General features: G+C 59.6%; 12 protein-coding genes. 6 read left to right on the top strand and 6 right to left on the bottom strand.

Annotation, left to right across the window (positions count from 1 at the left end; translation table 11 throughout):
* Window positions 1-105 precede the first annotated feature (105 nt).
* Complete coding sequence (gene dnaG, locus BS627_RS10075; protein WP_077983089.1) at window positions 106-2,091, bottom strand: DNA primase; 1,986 nt, start codon at window positions 2,089-2,091, stop codon at window positions 106-108.
* Between the two features lie 386 nt (window positions 2,092-2,477).
* Window positions 2,478-2,930: a GatB/YqeY domain-containing protein gene (locus BS627_RS10070; RefSeq protein WP_077983088.1), complete on the bottom strand. Its 453-nt coding sequence runs from the start codon at window positions 2,928-2,930 to the stop codon at window positions 2,478-2,480.
* Window positions 2,931-3,265: 335 nt separating this feature from the next.
* Between BS627_RS10070 and carA the strand changes: the two genes are divergently transcribed.
* On the top strand, window positions 3,266-4,471 hold the full coding sequence (gene carA, locus BS627_RS10065; RefSeq protein WP_077983104.1) for a glutamine-hydrolyzing carbamoyl-phosphate synthase small subunit: 1,206 nt from the start codon (window positions 3,266-3,268) through the stop codon (window positions 4,469-4,471).
* A 37-nt stretch (window positions 4,472-4,508) separates the two neighbouring features.
* On the opposite strand, the gene BS627_RS10060 is transcribed toward carA, so the two are convergent.
* Window positions 4,509-5,906, bottom strand: coding sequence for an MATE family efflux transporter (locus tag BS627_RS10060; RefSeq protein ID WP_077983087.1), 1,398 nt, complete (start codon window positions 5,904-5,906; stop codon window positions 4,509-4,511).
* 329 nt (window positions 5,907-6,235) lie between these two features.
* On the opposite strand from BS627_RS10060, the gene mcpU reads away from it, so the two are divergent.
* Both mcpU and BS627_RS10050 read left to right on the top strand, forming a co-directional pair.
* On the top strand, window positions 6,236-8,326 hold the full coding sequence (gene mcpU, locus BS627_RS10055) for a methyl-accepting chemotaxis protein McpU (protein ID WP_077983103.1): 2,091 nt from the start codon (window positions 6,236-6,238) through the stop codon (window positions 8,324-8,326).
* Between the two features lie 122 nt (window positions 8,327-8,448).
* On the top strand, window positions 8,449-8,928 hold the full coding sequence (locus BS627_RS10050; protein ID WP_077983102.1) for a DUF2938 domain-containing protein: 480 nt from the start codon (window positions 8,449-8,451) through the stop codon (window positions 8,926-8,928).
* 40 nt (window positions 8,929-8,968) lie between these two features.
* Here the strand turns inward: BS627_RS10050 and ypfJ are convergent, their stop codons facing one another.
* Together ypfJ and BS627_RS10040 are read right to left on the bottom strand one after the other, a co-directional pair.
* A complete protein-coding gene (gene ypfJ / locus BS627_RS10045; protein WP_077983086.1) occupies window positions 8,969-9,877 on the bottom strand; it encodes a KPN_02809 family neutral zinc metallopeptidase in 909 nt (302 codons plus the stop codon).
* Window positions 9,878-9,974: 97 nt separating this feature from the next.
* Window positions 9,975-10,463, bottom strand: coding sequence for a DUF2306 domain-containing protein (locus tag BS627_RS10040; protein WP_077983085.1), 489 nt, complete (start codon window positions 10,461-10,463; stop codon window positions 9,975-9,977).
* Window positions 10,464-10,555: 92 nt separating this feature from the next.
* On the opposite strand from BS627_RS10040, the gene BS627_RS10035 reads away from it, so the two are divergent.
* From BS627_RS10035 to BS627_RS10025, 3 genes are all read left to right on the top strand, one after another.
* Complete coding sequence (locus tag BS627_RS10035) at window positions 10,556-11,377, top strand: LytTR family DNA-binding domain-containing protein (RefSeq protein WP_077983084.1); 822 nt, start codon at window positions 10,556-10,558, stop codon at window positions 11,375-11,377.
* 157 nt (window positions 11,378-11,534) lie between these two features.
* A complete protein-coding gene (gene carB, locus BS627_RS10030) occupies window positions 11,535-15,023 on the top strand; it encodes a carbamoyl-phosphate synthase large subunit (protein ID WP_077983083.1) in 3,489 nt (1,162 codons plus the stop codon).
* Window positions 15,024-15,322: 299 nt separating this feature from the next.
* On the top strand, window positions 15,323-15,511 hold the full coding sequence (locus BS627_RS10025; RefSeq protein ID WP_031233516.1) for a type II toxin-antitoxin system antitoxin: 189 nt from the start codon (window positions 15,323-15,325) through the stop codon (window positions 15,509-15,511).
* 79 nt (window positions 15,512-15,590) lie between these two features.
* Here BS627_RS10025 and BS627_RS10020 read toward each other — a convergent pair whose 3' ends face one another.
* A complete protein-coding gene (locus BS627_RS10020) occupies window positions 15,591-16,730 on the bottom strand; it encodes a GGDEF domain-containing protein (RefSeq protein ID WP_077983082.1) in 1,140 nt (379 codons plus the stop codon).
* Window positions 16,731-16,771 lie beyond the last annotated feature (41 nt).

Here is a 16,771-nt window from a genome sequence, read left to right as displayed (position 1 = left end):
CTTAAAAAGAGCCGCATTTTGCGGGTTATCACCAGACTAACCCCTATTTAGGACGCCTGCCGCAAAAGGCAACCCCACCCGCCTTTCAATTCTTGGCCAGGCCTCTCAGCCATGGCCGAAGGCCGGCCCCTTCACCCGGCCGGACATGACCCCGAAACCATCGATGATAGCCTCCTGATTTTCCATACGACCGATTTCAAGCTGAACTTCGGCCAGCGCCCGCACCAGAAGTGTGCCGCGCTCGTCGTCTGTCGCTTCGGCGATTTCGCGCTCCAGTTCCTTTTTTTGCCAGAGCAGGGATTTCGTCCTCTTATGCAGGGAAAGAGCCTGCACGTATCCCTCGCGCGCATCCTCCATCGCCGCCTGCTCCGTCGCCGTCCACAGGCGGGCATTGCGAACCTGCTGATCCATGGCCTTCAGAAGCACCTCGAAACCCTGTTGCGACAGGCGCTCGATCAACCCGGCCCGCGAAATATCCGCCGCACTTTCCGCCGCATATGTCAGCACCGTCGACCACAGGCGCTGCAGATCGCGGTTCTCGTAATCGATGGCGGCGATCTCATCATATTCCTCAAGCAGCAATTCGGGATGATTGACGATGGTGATGGCGAGAACGCTTTCCCGGAGCGAAGGCTTGGTCTGGTAACCCCTGACGAGACCCGATTGCGCCAGCCGGTCTGAAATGCTGCTGGCCGGTGCGGCCATCGCCCCGCCCCGCCCCGGCGCATTGCGCTGGAAACCGCGTCCCGCCGGCTGAGCGCCATTGCGACGGAAATTGCCGCCCTGCGCTCCGCCCTGCTGAAAACGCGGCTGGAAAAAGCCGTTCAGCCTCTCGCGCATATCCTGTTGGTAAAAGCGGCGCACCGTCTCGTCGCCGATCACGGCCACGATCTGCCGCAGCCGGCTTTCGAGCTGGGCGCGCTTTTCCGGCGTATCGAAAGTGACGCCGGAGGTCTCACGGCTCCAGATCATCGCGGCAAGCGGCTTGGCTTCCGAAAGCACCCGGTCGAAGGGCGCACGCCCCTCCAGCCGCACGAGATCGTCCGGGTCCTTGCCATCGGGCAGAAGCGCGAAGCTGACGGAACGATCCGGCTTGATATGCGGTAAGGCGAGATCGGCCGCACGGTTGGCGGCGCGAATGCCGGCGCCATCGCCATCGAAGCAGAGGATCGGCTGCGGCGACATTTTCCAGAGAAGGTCGAGCTGGCTTTCGGTCAGCGCCGTGCCGAGCGGCGCGACGGCATTTTCCACACCTGCCTGATAGAGCGCGATAACATCCATGTAACCTTCGACGGCAATGACCGAACCGCCTGCCGCCTGCGAGGCGCGCCGTGCGCGGGCGAAATTGTAGAGAACATTGCCCTTGTGAAAGAGCTCTGTCTCGTTGGAATTGAGATATTTCGCCACCGCATCCGCCGCCATGGCGCGGCCGCCGAAGGCAATCACCTTTTCCCGTGACGACAGGATCGGGAACATGATCCGGTCGCGGAAGCGGTCATAGGAGACCGGCACATTCTCATGCACCACCAGCCCGCAGGCTTCCATCTGCTCCTTCGTCACACCCTTGCTCGCCAAATGCTCCTTCAGCGCATTGCGGCTATCGGGCGCATAACCCAGCCGGAACGTCTCGATGGTGCGCCCGGTCAGCCCGCGATCGCGCAAGTAAGCCCGCGCCCGAGCGCCAAGCGCCGTTTGCAACTGATCCTGAAAGAACAGCGTCGCCATTTCCATGACGTCCTGCAGCGAGGTCCGCTCGCGTTCCCGCTTTTCCGCCTGCGGATCGGGCTGCGGCATGGAAATGCCGGCCATATCGGCGATCTGCTGCACGGCCTCCGGAAAATTTAAGCCCTCAAGCTCGGTCAGAAAGCGGAAGTGATCGCCGGAAACGCCGCAACCGAAGCAATGGTAGCGCCCCTTGCGATCCTCGCAATGGAAGCTCGGGCTTTTCTCGCCATGGAACGGGCAGCAGGCCCAATAATCCCCGCGCGACGTATTGGTCTTCTTCTTATCCCAGGACACACGTCGGCCGATCACATCGGAGATGTTCACGCGGTCGCGTATCTCATCGAGGAAAGAATTGGAAAAGCGCATGGGTTACCTGTTCGAGGCCAGTCTTTCATATAAGCGCAGAAAGGCTTGAGCACCAACCTAAAGAAAGACAATACCCGATATTCACAGGCTACAGAGATGAAAACGATGCCGCCATTGCGCCAGCTTCCGGCAAATTTATGGCGGTGCAACATCACCCAAAATTATGTTTTTGTAATTTGAGCGACGTGTTGCGACGATGTAAAAACAAAACATAGTCAAAGGCAGTGTTTGAAATTTCCATACATCTGCCGACACCCGCAGGCACGTCCCCCCGAAAAAGCCTGCGTGGAAGAGCATTTTGATCCGCCGGAATGCATCTTCGTCGGCAGAAAAAAGGCAGGGTAGCCATGGCTGCCCTGCCTTTACTTTCTCAGAAATGGCGAAAACTACTTCAGCAAATCCTTGACCACGCCGGAGGCCTTCGCAAAGTCGATCTGGCCGGGATAACGCTCTTTCAGCGCGTTCATGCACTTGCCCATGTCGCGCAGGCCGGCGGCGCCGGTCTCGGCGATGACGGCTTGGCAGAGTTCGCGCACCTTCTCGGCCGGGATTTCCTCCGGCATGAATTCCTTGATGATGACGATTTCCTCGCGCTCCTGAGCGGCAAGCTCGGGACGGCCGGCGCCTTCATAGATATTTGCGGATTCTTCCCGCTGCTTCACCATCTTGGTCAGAATCTGCATGATATCTTCGTCGCTGACGGGGTCCTTGCCCACGCCGCGATTGGCGATATCGCGATCCTTGATGGCAGTCTGGATGAGACGCACGGTCGAGGTGCGGCGTGCATCACGACCCTTCAATGCGTCCTTCAAAGCGGTTGCGAACGTGTCGCGCATCATTTTTCTTCTCCTTGGGAAAGCGCTTTCCGCAGCGTCTTGATACGGAAACTTTCCACCTCATTTTGCGAAACGACATAAACGAGCAGACACGCTCAAGCAAATCAAATGCATAAGACCTTGAAAATACGGTGGTTTAATTCCGCGTAAATCTTGGCCCTGCGGTTGACCGCTTGGGCTGCTTTCGTTATTTTCCGGCACCTGCACGAGATTTTAACGAAGGGTCGGAACGCGAGCTTTATCGCGCGCCCCTTTATGTCACGAAGCCTGCGACAAAAATGGCCCCTTACCCCCTGCCTTTCAAGAGGCGGGGTGCGAAGCGGCAGAAACGGAACGAGATGACCGAGACAGCGCCCTGGACTACCCGCAAACCGACCGCAATGCTTGTTCTTGCCGATGGCACGGTGATTGAAGGAACGGGCATCGGCGCAACCGGCAAGGTTCAGGCCGAGGTCTGCTTCAATACGGCGCTGACGGGTTACGAGGAAATCCTCACCGACCCTTCCTATCTTGGCCAGATCGTTACCTTCACCTTCCCGCATATCGGCAATGTCGGCGCCAATGACGAAGACATTGAAGACCTCACACCCGCCGCCCGCCGCGGCGCCGTCGGCGTCATCTTCAAGGCCGACATCACCGACCCTTCGAACTTCCGCGCCGTCAAGCATCTGGATGCCTGGCTGAAGGCCCGCGGCGTCATCGGCCTCTGCGGCATCGACACCCGCGCGCTGACGGCCTGGATCCGCGAAAACGGTGCGCCGAACGCGGTCATCGCCCATGATCCGAACGGCGTTTTCGACATCGAGGCGCTGAAGGCGGAAGCCAAGGCATGGAGCGGTCTCGTCGGCCTCGATCTCGCGATCGAAGCGACATCCGGCCAGTCCTCCACCTGGACGGAAACGCCATGGGTATGGAACAAGGGTTACGGCACGCTCGGCGAAGCCGATGCGAAGTACCACGTCGTCTGTGTCGATTTCGGCGTCAAGCGCAACATCCTGCGCCTCTTTGCCGGTTTGGACTGCAAGGTTACGGTCGTTCCGGCGCAGACGTCTGCGGAAGACATCATGGCGCTGAAGCCGGATGGCGTGTTCCTCTCCAACGGTCCGGGAGACCCGGCTGCGACGGGCGAATATGCCGTTCCCGTCATCCAGAACCTCATCAAGACCGACCTGCCGATCTTCGGCATTTGCCTCGGTCACCAGATGCTCGGTCTTGCCGTGGGCGCAAAGACCGAGAAGATGCATCAGGGCCATCACGGCGCGAACCACCCGGTGAAGGACTTCACGACCGGCAAGGTTGAAATCGTTTCGATGAACCACGGCTTTGCGGTCGATACCAAGTCGCTGCCCGAGGGCGTCGAGGAAACCCATATCTCGCTGTTCGATGGCACCAATTGCGGCCTGCGCATCACCGGCAAGCCGGTCTTCTCCGTCCAGCACCATCCGGAAGCATCGCCGGGCCCGCAGGACAGCCACTATCTCTTCCGCCGCTTCGTCAACCTGCTGCGTGAAAAGAAGGGTGAGGCAGCGCTCGCCGAGCGCTGATACTTTTCCAATCCGGAAGTTACATACGGCCCGCTTCTCAGCGGGCCGTTTTCATTTCACGCTTCACAAGCAACACGAAGCGGATGGTGAGAAGAACGGCAGCCGTCGAAAGACCGATGACGAAGCCGAACCAGACGCCGCGTCCGCCGAAACCGAGCGGAAAGGCCATGGTCCAGGCAAGCGCCAGGCCGATCGGCCAATAGGAAATCAGTGCCAGCATCGCCGGTATGCGTGCATCCTTCAACCCGCGCAGCAGGCCCGCCGTGACCGCCTGAATACCATCCACCAGCTGGAAGATGCCGGCAATCACCACCAGACTGCTGGCATAGGCAAGCACTTCCGCCGCCTCGGGCAATTTCGCATCCAGGAACCATTTCGCCAGGAATTCCGGCACGGCCGCAAACAGGATGCCGCCGCAAATGGCGATGCCGCAGGCAATGGCATAAATCATGATCGAGGCGCGGATGAGGTTCTTGAAATCCCCCTGCCCCCGCGCCACGCCCACGCGAACCGTCGCCGCCTGGGAAAGACCGAGCGGAATCATGAAGGCGATGGAGGCAAGCTGCAGGGCAATACCATGCGCCGCAAGCTGCACGGTGCCGATCTGCCCCATCAAAATGGAGGCTGCAGCAAACAGCGTCACTTCGGCAAGAATGGTGATGCTGATCGGCAGTCCAAGACGCAGCACTTCGAAAAGCGCATGCCAATCCGGTCGCCAGAAGCGCACGAAGAGCTCGTATTTCTTCGTTTCGTCACGCGTCTGCACATAAGCGACGATGAAGATGAAGCTGAAAGTGTTGACGATGACGGCAACGACGGCCGCGCCATTCATGCCCATGGCCGGCAGGCCGAAATGGCCGAACACGAGCGCGTAAGCCAATATACCATTCATGACGAGCATGATGATGGTTACATAAAGAATGACGCCAGCTCGGCCGATAGCGCTGACAAGCCCGCGCAGCACATAAAACAGCAATGCCGGTAGCAGGCCGAATTTGGCGATGGCAAGATAATGACCTGTCAATGCGGCCACGTCAGGGTTTTGCCCAAGCGCGAGCAAAATGCGCTCGGCATTCATGAAGATCGGGAGAGCCAGCAGCCAATAGGCGATCGCCACCCACATGCCCATGCGCAGCGATCGGCGCGCGGACGTTGCATCGCCCTGCCCATAGGCCTGCGCTACCATCGGCACGACGGCGACGGAAAAGCCGGAGCCGAAAATGAAGACGACGAAAAAGAACTGCCCGGCCAACACCATGGCCGCCAGCTTCTCGGCTCCAAGCTGGCCGACGATGACCATATCCGTTGTATGGATGCCAAGCTGTGCGAGCTGCGCACCGATGAGCGGAATTCCGAGCGCAAGCGTAGCCTTAAAATGCGAAAACCACGACCCCGATCCGGAAGGAACGGTTCCTGCAACAACCGACGAAGACATTGTAATTCACCTGAACTTTGGCCGTTGCCCGCGAATTGCGCAACGGCAGCACAGGGATGAATAAAATAATCGCTGTCTGCATGCAACCGGCAGCAGTGCATGGTTAAAAATTACGCAGATCGGCAGCCAGGCGAAATCCGACCGTATTGCGCCCTGACGAAAGACAAATTTAGTCCAATTTTACCATTCGCCTCTATTTATTAGAACATCGGATAGTTCTTTAAAATCATAAGCTGCATGACGCAGAATATTCCCGCCTTTGAGGCATGTTTCCCCCATCAATGTTGAAGATGACCTCGACGGTACATCCGGCTTCAAGGATCTGTAGCTTGCCGAAGAAAACAAATCTCATGACGCGCATTCTTGTTGCCGCGTCATCTCTCGTCGTCGCAGCCTTTGCAGGCTTTTCCTATTACATCGACAGCCTACAGCATCGGGTTACGACCGAAGCAGTCGCGGAAAACATCGATTCCTCCGGCAAGCAGGCTGCGCAAAGCATCGCCAACTGGCTGAATGGCCGCATCATGCTGACGGAAACGGTGGCAGCGACCTTGGCCAAGCTCCCGGAGGACGACGCGAAGCTGCGGTTTCTGGAAAACGACGTGCTGACGGCACAGTTCATGTCGACCTATTTCGGCAATGCCGAGACAGGTACCTTTACAACCTTCCCGAAGACACCGCTGCCGGAAGGCTACGATCCGCGAAAGCGTCCGTGGTATCTGGATGCCGTGAAAGCCGGCAAGACGGTTCTGACCGAACCCTACAACGACGCCTCCACCGGCGGCCTCATCATCACCGCCGCCATTCCCGTTTCCATCGACGGCAAGCTTGCTGGTGTGACAGGCAGTGACTTCTCGCTGGATTCGCTGGTGAAGATGATCAAGTCGGTGGATGCCGGCACGGATGGATACGCCTTCCTCGTTAGCAAGGACGGCAAGATCCTCATCCATCCCGACCCAAAATTCGTCGACAAGCCGCTGGCCGATCTCTTCAAGGTCGATACGCCGGCGATTTCCTCCGCGATTTCAAAGACCGAGATCGACGGCAAGGGCAAGATCACCAGCTTCATTCCCGTAGCCGGCCTGCCTTCGGTCGACTGGTATCTCGGTTTCGTCGTCGATTCCGACGTCGCCTACAGCGCAATCGGCCAGTTCCGGCTGGCGGCAACCATCGCCACGATCCTCGCAGCCACGATCATGATCGGACTTCTTGCAACCGTCCTTTCCCGCTTCATCGTCCGCCCCGTCACGCAGATGACGTCGGCCATGGAAGGGCTTGCCGCCGGCAATCTCGATGTCGCCATTCCCGGTCAGGAACGCACCGACCAGATCGGCTCGATGGCCGCAGCCGTTGCCGTGTTCCGCTCGAACGCCATGGAGCGCCTGCGCCTCGAAGGCGACGCCGAGCAGAACCGCACGCTCTCCGAACAGGAGCGCAACGAGCGGGAAAGAGCGGCAGCAAAAGACGCGGCGGACATCCAGTTCGCGGTCGACTCGCTTGCCAAAGGTCTGGCGCATCTTTCCGACGGTGATCTCAACTATCGCATCGATACGCCTTTCGTCTCCCGCATCGATCGCCTGCGCGACGATTTCAACAATTCCGTTGCCAAGCTGAATGCAGCGCTCAGCACCGTCGGCCAGAACGCCCGCGCCATCGACGCCGGCGCCGGCGAAATCCGCCAGTCCGCCGACGATCTCGCACGGCGCACCGAACAGCAGGCGGCGTCCGTGGAAGAGACTGCGGCGGCGCTTGAGGAAATCACCACCACCGTCAAGGATTCCGCCCGCCGCGCGGAAGAAGTGGGACGTCTGGTCGACCGCGCCCGCAGCAATGCCGAACAGTCCGGCGTCATTGTCGAAGATGCGGTTCGCGCGATGGAAGGCATCGAAAAATCGTCGTCCGAGATCAGCAACATCATCGGCGTGATCGACGAAATTGCCTTCCAGACGAACCTGCTCGCGCTCAACGCCGGTGTAGAGGCCGCCCGTGCCGGTGAGGCCGGCAAGGGTTTTGCCGTCGTCGCCCAGGAAGTGCGCGAGCTTGCCCAGCGCTCGGCCAATGCGGCAAAGGAGATCAAGACGCTGATCAACGCCTCGACATCGCAGGTGCAGTCCGGCGTCGATCTCGTCGGCAATGCCGGCAAGGCGCTGGAAACCATCGTCCGCGAAGTGCAGGAGATCAATCGCCACATCGACGCTATCGTGACCTCATCGCGCGAACAGTCGACCGGCCTTCAGGAAATCAACACAGCCATCAACACCATCGATCAGGGTACGCAGCAGAATGCCGCCATGGTCGAGGAACAGACGGCCGCAAGCCATGGGCTCGCCTCTGAAGCGGCAGCGCTCAACGAGCTGCTCGCACAATTCCAGCTTGCTACGGCAACCCAGCGGCGAGCGGAATATGGGCGGGCTGCGTGATGGCAAAAGCGGAAATGGCCGGAGCGATCCGGCCATTTTCTTGTCCGCCCCGGCAATAGCCGGTTTCCGCCACCGGCGCGATCCGCTAGAGCTTGATCGATCATGATCATGCGGAGGGATTCATGCTGGAACTGATTTGGCGCGGCATTGCCATGGGCATTGGCGGCACCGTGTTTATGGATATATGGGCAATCGTGCTGCACCGGTTTTTCGGCCAGTCCGCGCCCAACTGGGCGCCGGTCGGCCGCTGGTTCTGGCATGTGCCGAAGGGCCGGTTATTCCACGACAGCATCGCCACGGCGGCACCCTATGAGCACGAACTGGCGCTCGGCTGGATTTCGCATTACGCCGTCGGCATTCTTTATGGCATCGTTCTTGCTCTGGTGGTCCCGGCCGCGTGGTTTGCCAATCCTTCCTTCATTGAGCCGTGGGTCGTCGGCATCATAACGGTCGGCGCGGGCTGGTTCCTGTTGCAGCCGGGACTCGGTATTGGCTGGGCGGCGTCGAAGACCCCCAACCCGAACAAGGTCCGCTTCCTCAACCTTGTGGCCCATACGGTTTTCGCCCTCGGCATGTATGCCGTGGCGCTTTTGATGCGCTGAATAAAAATGGGGGCTGGAAAGCCCCCTCGCCTGGTGGTTTTCAGATATCTGCCGAGAACGTATCGCAGTCCTCGACACGGCCGCTCTGGAAACCGCGCTTGAACCACTCCATGCGCTGCGCGGAGGTACCGTGGTTGAAGCTGTCAGGCACCACATAGCCCTGTGTCTGCTTTTGCAGCGTATCGTCACCGATCTGGTGAGCCGCGTTCAACGCTTCCTCAAGATCGCCGGCCTCGAGAATGCCCTTCTGCTCGGTGAACTTGCCCCAGATGCCGGCATAACAATCCGCCTGAAGCTCGACACGCACCGACATCTTGTTGGCATCCACCTGGCTCATCGACTGGCGGCGGCGATTGAACTCCGGCAGGACGCCGGTCAGGTTCTGGATGTGGTGGCCCACCTCATGTGCAATCACATAAGCCTGCGCGAAATCGCCGGCCGCGCCGAAACGCTGGTCCAGTTCCTTGAAGAAGCTGGTATCGAGATAGACCTTGCGGTCACCAGGGCAATAGAACGGGCCGCTGGCAGCGGAAGCATAACCGCAGGCGGAAGACACCTGACCGGAGAACAGAACCAGCGTCGGCTTCTGATAGGTTTCGCCGGCAGACTGGAAGATGCCGCTCCAGGTATCCTCGGTCTCCGCCAGCACGGTGCGTACGAAGGCGGTCGTCTCGTCGGACGACTGGCCCTGCGGACGCGTGCCGGACTGCTGTTGCGTCGTGCCGCCGCCATCCATCGACAAATCGCCGCCCGTCAGCAGCGTCAGCGGGTTGATCCCAAGCACCCAGCTGATGAGCAGAATGACGAGAAGACCGCCAATCCCTATACCGCCGCCGCGACGCCCGATTGGCACGCGCATCCCGCCACGGGAAAAAGGATCGCCCGATCCCGCCGACATGCCGCGCCGGTCCTCGATATTGTCCGACTGGCGGCGCCCTCTCCATTCCATGCTCTTCTCCCGGCGGTTCCGCCTCAACAAGCTGCCATATAACGGCACTATAATACATCTTGTTCCGGAAGAAAGCAGAGGCGGCAAACGGAGTCTCTCACGCAGTCCTGCGTCTTTGTTTCAGCACGATCACAAACAGGAAGGTAAACAGGACAGCGCCAGCCAAAAACGCCACAAATCCGGCTCTGCCATCACCAAAAGCAACCTCGTGCATGATGCGTCCCGGAACGAAGGTGAAACCTCCGGCAATCACGATGCCGCCGAGATAAACGCTCTGCATGATCCGCATGTGACGGGCGATATCGCCGCGGCGCGCAAAATGGACCGATTGCAGACATCCATAAATGGTGAAGACGGAGAGCAGGTGGATGGGGCTGAAACCGTAAAACATCTTCAGCTCATGGATGAAGAAGGTTGAAATGGAAGTCGTCACCATCAGCATCACCCAGATCTTGCCGAGCAGCCGGTGAATGGCGTCGCCCTTGGGACGCAGGAAAATGAAGGCGCCGAGAATGGCCGCAGGAACGACAGTGGCGACATGGAATTGCACGGCAAGCGGTGCGTCTAACAATGGCTGAAGTGACATGGGTGCTGTTTCGGCTCGGTTGAAATCACCGGCAATTTCGGCAAAACATGCGCTCAGGAAAAACGGATTGACGCCAACCGCAGGAAAACTTCGTGGATCACCCGTATCTGCAGTCCACGCTTCGTGAAATGCACGCCATCCTGCAATCGTCCAGGCTATGGCTGACATTTCTCGCGGTGCTGGCGATCTTCATCGTGACCGGGCCTTTCGGCACGAGCGAAACCATGAGCTTCGCCGAGCGGCTGCTTTACTGGACAATCGTACAGGCCGGCGCCTGGATACTTGCCATATCCTTTTCCATCGTCGCCAACCGCGTCTTCGCCGATAATATCAGGAATATGCTGGCGCGCATGATGATCGGCTCGTTGACGGCCGCCCTGCCGATAGGGCTCCTGCTTACCATTACCAACCGGATCTTTTCGGGCACGGAAATGGGTTTCGGCCCATTTCTACAAAGCAGCCTGTCATCCCTGCCTCTTTGCGCCATCTTCTGCCTGCTAAGCTATCTCACCGCCAGCCAGCCGCTTGCAACAGCGCCAATCGCCATAATGGGCACAGGCAAAAACACCGGATGCGAGGTGAAAAGCACCGCGCCGCTGCTGGAGCGCCTGCCGCCGCAAAAGCGCGGAGAATTGCTGCGACTGTCAGTGCAGGACCACTATACTGAAATCGTCACCACGCGCGGGCGTCATCTCGTTCTGCTGCGTTTCTCCGACGCGCTGAAGGAAATAGGCCATACGGAAGGCTTGCAGGTGCACCGGTCGCACTGGATTGCCGATGCCGACGTCACCTTGCTGCGCAAACGAGCCGGTCGCCTGCACGTGATCACGAAAGACGGTACGGAAATCCCCGTCAGCCGCTCCTATAGTGCAGCGGTCCAGGCCCGTTTCACCGCACATGCCCCTGCCCGTTAAGAGTTTCTGTCGATTCCGGAATTTATGGGGTTCCGTTCTCAAAAACATTTGCCTATAAGCCGCTTCTAGCCTGAAAACATTTGAATTGCGCTCCCCGGCCGGTGATCTTCCACCCTGGCCGGTGTTTTGCGCAACCAAAAAGCGGAACGAGAGAGCCATGCCGAAGCGCCAAGATATCAAGTCCATCCTCATCATTGGCGCAGGCCCGATCGTCATCGGTCAGGCATGTGAATTCGACTATTCCGGCACGCAGGCCTGCAAGGCGCTTAAGGAAGAAGGTTACCGGGTCATTCTGGTCAACTCCAACCCGGCCACGATCATGACCGATCCGGGCCTTGCCGACGCAACCTATGTCGAGCCGATCACCCCTGAAGTCGTCGCCAAGATCATCGCCAAGGAGCGTCCGGACGCGCTTCTGCCGACGATGGGCGGCCAGACGGCGCTCAACACCGCGCTTTCTCTCAAGCGCATGGGCGTTCTCGATCGCTACAACGTCGAAATGATCGGCGCGAAGCCCGAAGCCATCGACATGGCGGAAGATCGCGCGCTCTTCCGCGAGGCCATGGCCCGCATCGGCCTTGAAACCCCGCGCTCGATGCTGGCCAACGCCACCGAAATCAAGGATGCCGACCGCAAAAAGCACGAGGCCGCCCGCACCGAGCTGAAGAGCAAGCTTTCAGGCCCCGATCTCGACAAGGCCCTGGACGATCTCGAAAACCAGTGGAACCTCGGCGAAACCGACCGCAAGCAGCGTTACATGGCCCACGCCATGGCGATTGCCGCTCAGGCCATCGATCATGTCGGCCTGCCCGCCATCATCCGCCCGTCCTTCACGCTCGGCGGCACCGGCGGCGGCATTGCTTATAACCGCTCGGAATTCTTCGATATCGTCTCGGGCGGTCTCGACGCCTCGCCGACGACGGAAGTTCTGGTCGAAGAATCGGTGCTCGGCTGGAAGGAATATGAGATGGAAGTGGTCCGCGACAAGGCGGACAATTGCATCATCATCTGCTCCATCGAAAACATCGATCCGATGGGTGTCCACACGGGTGACTCGATCACCGTTGCACCGGCGCTGACCTTGACCGACAAGGAATACCAGATCATGCGCAACGCCTCGATTGCGGTGCTGCGCGAGATCGGCGTGGAAACCGGCGGCTCGAACGTGCAGTTCGCCGTCAATCCGAAGGATGGCCGCCTCGTCGTCATCGAAATGAACCCGCGCGTCTCGCGCTCGTCTGCTCTCGCGTCGAAGGCAACCGGCTTCCCGATTGCCAAGATCGCCGCCAAACTCGCCATCGGCTATACGCTGGACGAACTCGAAAACGACATTACCGGCGGCGCGACCCCGGCATCGTTCGAACCGTCGATCGATTACGTCGTCACCAAGATCCCGCGTTTCGCCTTCGAAAAGTTCCCGGGCGCATCGCCGATCCTCACCACCGCCATGAAGTCGGTCGGTGAAGTCATGGCCATCGGCCGCACCTTTGCGGAATCGCTGCAGAAAGCGCTGCGTGGCCTCGAAACCGGCCTCACCGGTCTCGATGAAATCGAAATCCCCGGTTACGAAGAGGGCGAAGGCTCCAAGAACGCGATCCGCGCCGCCATCGGCACACCGACGCCGGATCGGCTGCGCATGGTCGCTCAGGCGCTGCGCATGGGCATGACCGAAGAGGAAGTCCACGAAAACTCCAAGATCGACCCGTGGTTTATCGCCCAGTTCAAGGCCATCGTGGATACGGAAGCCCGCATCCGCGAGCACGGCCTGCCGCAGGATGCCGAAAACCTGCGCATGCTGAAAGCCATGGGCTTCTCCGATGCCCGCCTCGCCAGCCTGACCTCCAAGCGCCCGAAGGAAGTGGCCGAGCTGCGCAACAGCCTGAACGTCCGCCCGGTCTTCAAGCGTATCGACACCTGTGCGGCCGAATTCGCGTCGCCGACCGCTTACATGTATTCGACCTATGAAATTCCCTTCGTCGGCGCAGCCCGCTCGGAAGCGCAGGTCTCCGACCGTAAGAAGGTCGTCATCCTCGGCGGTGGGCCGAACCGTATCGGCCAGGGCATCGAGTTCGACTACTGCTGCTGCCATGCCGCCTTCGCGCTGAAGGATGCCGGCTTTGAAGCGATCATGATCAACTGCAACCCGGAAACCGTTTCCACCGACTACGACACCTCCGACCGTCTCTATTTCGAGCCGCTGACGGCCGAAGACGTGATCGAGATCATGCGCGCGGAACAGGAGAAGGGCGAACTCGTCGGCGTCATTGTGCAGTTCGGCGGCCAGACCCCGCTGAAGCTCGCCGAAGCGCTGGAGAAGAACGGTATCCCGATCCTCGGCACCGCGCCTGACATGATCGACCTTGCCGAAGACCGCGACCGTTTCCAGAAGCTCTTGATGAAGCTCGATCTTGCCCAGCCGAACAACGGCATTGCCTATTCGGTCGAGCAGGCCCGCCTCGTTGCCTCGGAAATCGGCTTCCCGCTGGTCGTTCGCCCGTCTTACGTTCTGGGTGGCCGCGCCATGCAGATCATCCATTCGGAAGGCCAGCTCCAGACCTATCTGCTCGACACAGTTCCGGGCCTCGTACCCGAGGACATCAAGCAGCGTTACCCGAACGATAAGACCGGCCAGATCAACACCCTGCTCGGCAAGAACCCGCTGCTGTTCGACAGCTACCTGACCAACGCCGTGGAAGTGGACGTCGATGCGCTGTGCGACGGCGAAAGCGTCTTCGTCTCCGGCATCATGGAGCACATCGAAGAAGCCGGCATCCATTCGGGCGACTCGGCCTGCTCGCTGCCGGTCCGTTCGCTGTCGAAGGAGATCGTCGACGAGCTGGAACGCCAGACGACGGCGCTTGCCAAGGCGCTCAATGTCGGCGGCCTGATGAACGTGCAATATGCCATCAAGGACGGCACGATCTACGTTCTCGAAGTCAATCCGCGCGCCTCGCGCACCGTGCCTTTCGTGGCCAAGACCATCGGCGCGCCGATCGCCAAGATCGCCGCCCGCGTCATGGCCGGCGAGAAGCTCGATCCGGCGATTGCCGCCTATGGCCAGAAGCCCGATCCGCGCAACCTCAAGCACATTGCCGTCAAGGAAGCCGTCTTCCCCTTCGCGCGCTTCCCCGGCGTCGACATTCTGCTCGGACCGGAAATGCGCTCGACCGGCGAAGTCATCGGCCTCGACACGGATTTCGCGCTCGCCTTCGCCAAGAGCCAGCTCGGCGCCGGCGTCGACCTGCCCCGCTCCGGTGCGGTCTTCGTCTCGGTGCGTGACGAGGACAAGGAAGGCGTTCTGCCGGCCATCCGCATTCTCGTGGAAAGCGGCTTCAAGGTGCTGGCCACCGGCGGCACCCAGCGTTTCCTTGCCGAAAAGGGCATCAACGCCGAAAAGATCAACAAGGTGCAGGAAGGTCGTCCGCATATCGAAGACGCCATCCGCAACCGTCAGGTCCAGCTCGTCATCAACACCACCGACAGCAACAAGGCGATTTCGGACTCGAAGTCCTTGCGCCGCGCGACGCTGATGCAGAAGGTGCCTTACTACACGACGATGGCGGGTGCGGAAGCAGCAGCGCTTGCCATCCAGGCGCTGAAGGCCGGCAATCTGGAAGTGAAGCCGCTGCAGAGCTACTTCCAGTAAGCTGCGGGAACCGCAGGTTCCAACGCTGAATGAAAACAAAGCGCCGCAGGTCACCATGCCCGCGGCGTTTTGCATTGCGTAATCCTGCTGCAATTCATTGCCGGTATCAAAACATCAGTTCGAACGAGGTCCATGATGTCCCTATTGCGCAATGACGGATCGCCCGCAGCCATTCGCCGCGCCGTTGCCGAAGCTGAGGTCAAACGCTCCATGAAGATGCTGAAGCGCCCCGCCACAGGGACCCAGCGATGGGAACACCTGGCCCTGATGGGCCAAAACACCGCCTTGAGGACCTGATCATGGCTGGACGTCCACCGGGACCGGAGCGGGTGGCTTTTCCGTTGCGGATCGAACCCGCAATATTGAACATGATCCGGCACACCGCGAGCGGCGAACTGCGCAGCGTCAATGCCCAGATCGAGGTTCTTCTGAAAGAGGCCCTGTCCCGCCGCGCCACGGCGGATGAAGCAGACAAGCCGCCCTTTTAGACCGCAGGGTGACAACGACGCTACAAGACACAAAGATGCGAGGCGGTCCTGCGGAAAGATCGCCGGCCCGCAGCCCCGCCTACGCCGCCAGCGCCTCGCGAACGCAATTGCGCCCTTCGGTCTTTGCCCGGTAAAGCGCACGATCTGCCTTTTCTGCGAGCGTCTGGAGATCGCAGCGCATGTCGCCGGTGGCGGCAACGCCGATGCTGATGGTCACCCCGACACGCAGACCGCCGCAATCGACCTCATTTATCGCAACCGCGTTACGAATGCGTTCGCCGATCATGCAGGCCTTGTCCACACCGGCGCCCGGCAGGAAGATGATGAATTCCTCGCCGCCATAACGCGCCAGCACGTCTCCGCCACGGATGCTGCCGCCGATGCGCCTTGCCACTTCCTGTAGCACACTGTCGCCGACGGCATGGCCGAAGCGGTCGTTGATCGACTTGAAGTGATCAATATCAAGCAGCATGGCCGCGTCGTTGGGATCGGGGGCGGCAGGCATCGTCTGAAAGAAGAAACGCCGGTTCTTGACGCCCGTCAGCGGATCGGTATTCGCCAGAACCAGCAATTTCCGCTCGGATCGCTCCGCCACCAGCATCATCACGAAGAGCGAGATGGCGAAGTTCAGCATGATAATGAAGAAGAACGCATTGACTAGGTTGATGCTGGCATAAGCGGGGAAAAGCACGCTTTTCATCACCGCAAGCGATATCAGGCCGGAGACGCCGGTAATCGCACCAAGCGCCAGCCGCGAAAGAAGCGGCTCTTTCCGCCACCGGGCAAAAAGCACGCCCGCCCCGCCAAGATAGGCCAGAGCCGCGCAGCCATTAAAAAGCGCCGCGCGAAACGCGTTGTTGCCGGCCACCTGCAACGCAACGCCAATCGCCAGCACTGCAATAAGACAGGTGAACAGGATGGTTTTGCGATTGACGAAACGTCCATCGCTCAATGTCTTCAGACCCAGCCAGATCAGCGCATATCCGGCAATACCGAACAAAACACTGCCAAGCTCCCAAACGATCGGCGACAATATTTTCCATTCGCCATAACCGGCAAGCGTCGAACCGACCGTCATCGCCGCAAAACCCGCAGCAAGAGGAATGGGCCCCGGTAGACCGCGGCTACTCATTTTGAGATAGATAAAGCTTAACAGACCAACGATGTAAGAACATTTTTGCATCAGTATTACTGTCGCGAGGTCGAGCTCACCCAACATTATTTGCCCATACGGTGAATAAATTTAAAAATACCAAATAC

Source organism: Agrobacterium salinitolerans, from assembly GCF_002008225.1.
GTDB lineage: Bacteria > Pseudomonadota > Alphaproteobacteria > Rhizobiales > Rhizobiaceae > Agrobacterium > Agrobacterium salinitolerans.
This window is presented reverse-complemented; position numbering and strand designations above follow the sequence as displayed.

Coding starts and splice junctions, on each gene's coding strand:
- dnaG (WP_077983089.1), bottom strand. CDS start 2,091: ATGCGCTTTTCCAATTCTTTCCTCGATGAGATACGCGACCGCGTGAAC.
- BS627_RS10070 (WP_077983088.1), bottom strand. CDS start 2,930: ATGATGCGCGACACGTTCGCAACCGCTTTGAAGGACGCATTGAAGGGT.
- carA (WP_077983104.1), top strand. CDS start 3,266: ATGACCGAGACAGCGCCCTGGACTACCCGCAAACCGACCGCAATGCTT.
- BS627_RS10060 (WP_077983087.1), bottom strand. CDS start 5,906: ATGTCTTCGTCGGTTGTTGCAGGAACCGTTCCTTCCGGATCGGGGTCG.
- BS627_RS10050 (WP_077983102.1), top strand. CDS start 8,449: ATGCTGGAACTGATTTGGCGCGGCATTGCCATGGGCATTGGCGGCACC.
- ypfJ (WP_077983086.1), bottom strand. CDS start 9,877: ATGGAATGGAGAGGGCGCCGCCAGTCGGACAATATCGAGGACCGGCGC.
- BS627_RS10040 (WP_077983085.1), bottom strand. CDS start 10,463: ATGTCACTTCAGCCATTGTTAGACGCACCGCTTGCCGTGCAATTCCAT.
- carB (WP_077983083.1), top strand. CDS start 11,535: ATGCCGAAGCGCCAAGATATCAAGTCCATCCTCATCATTGGCGCAGGC.
- BS627_RS10025 (WP_031233516.1), top strand. CDS start 15,323: ATGGCTGGACGTCCACCGGGACCGGAGCGGGTGGCTTTTCCGTTGCGG.
- BS627_RS10020 (WP_077983082.1), bottom strand. CDS start 16,730: ATGTTGGGTGAGCTCGACCTCGCGACAGTAATACTGATGCAAAAATGT.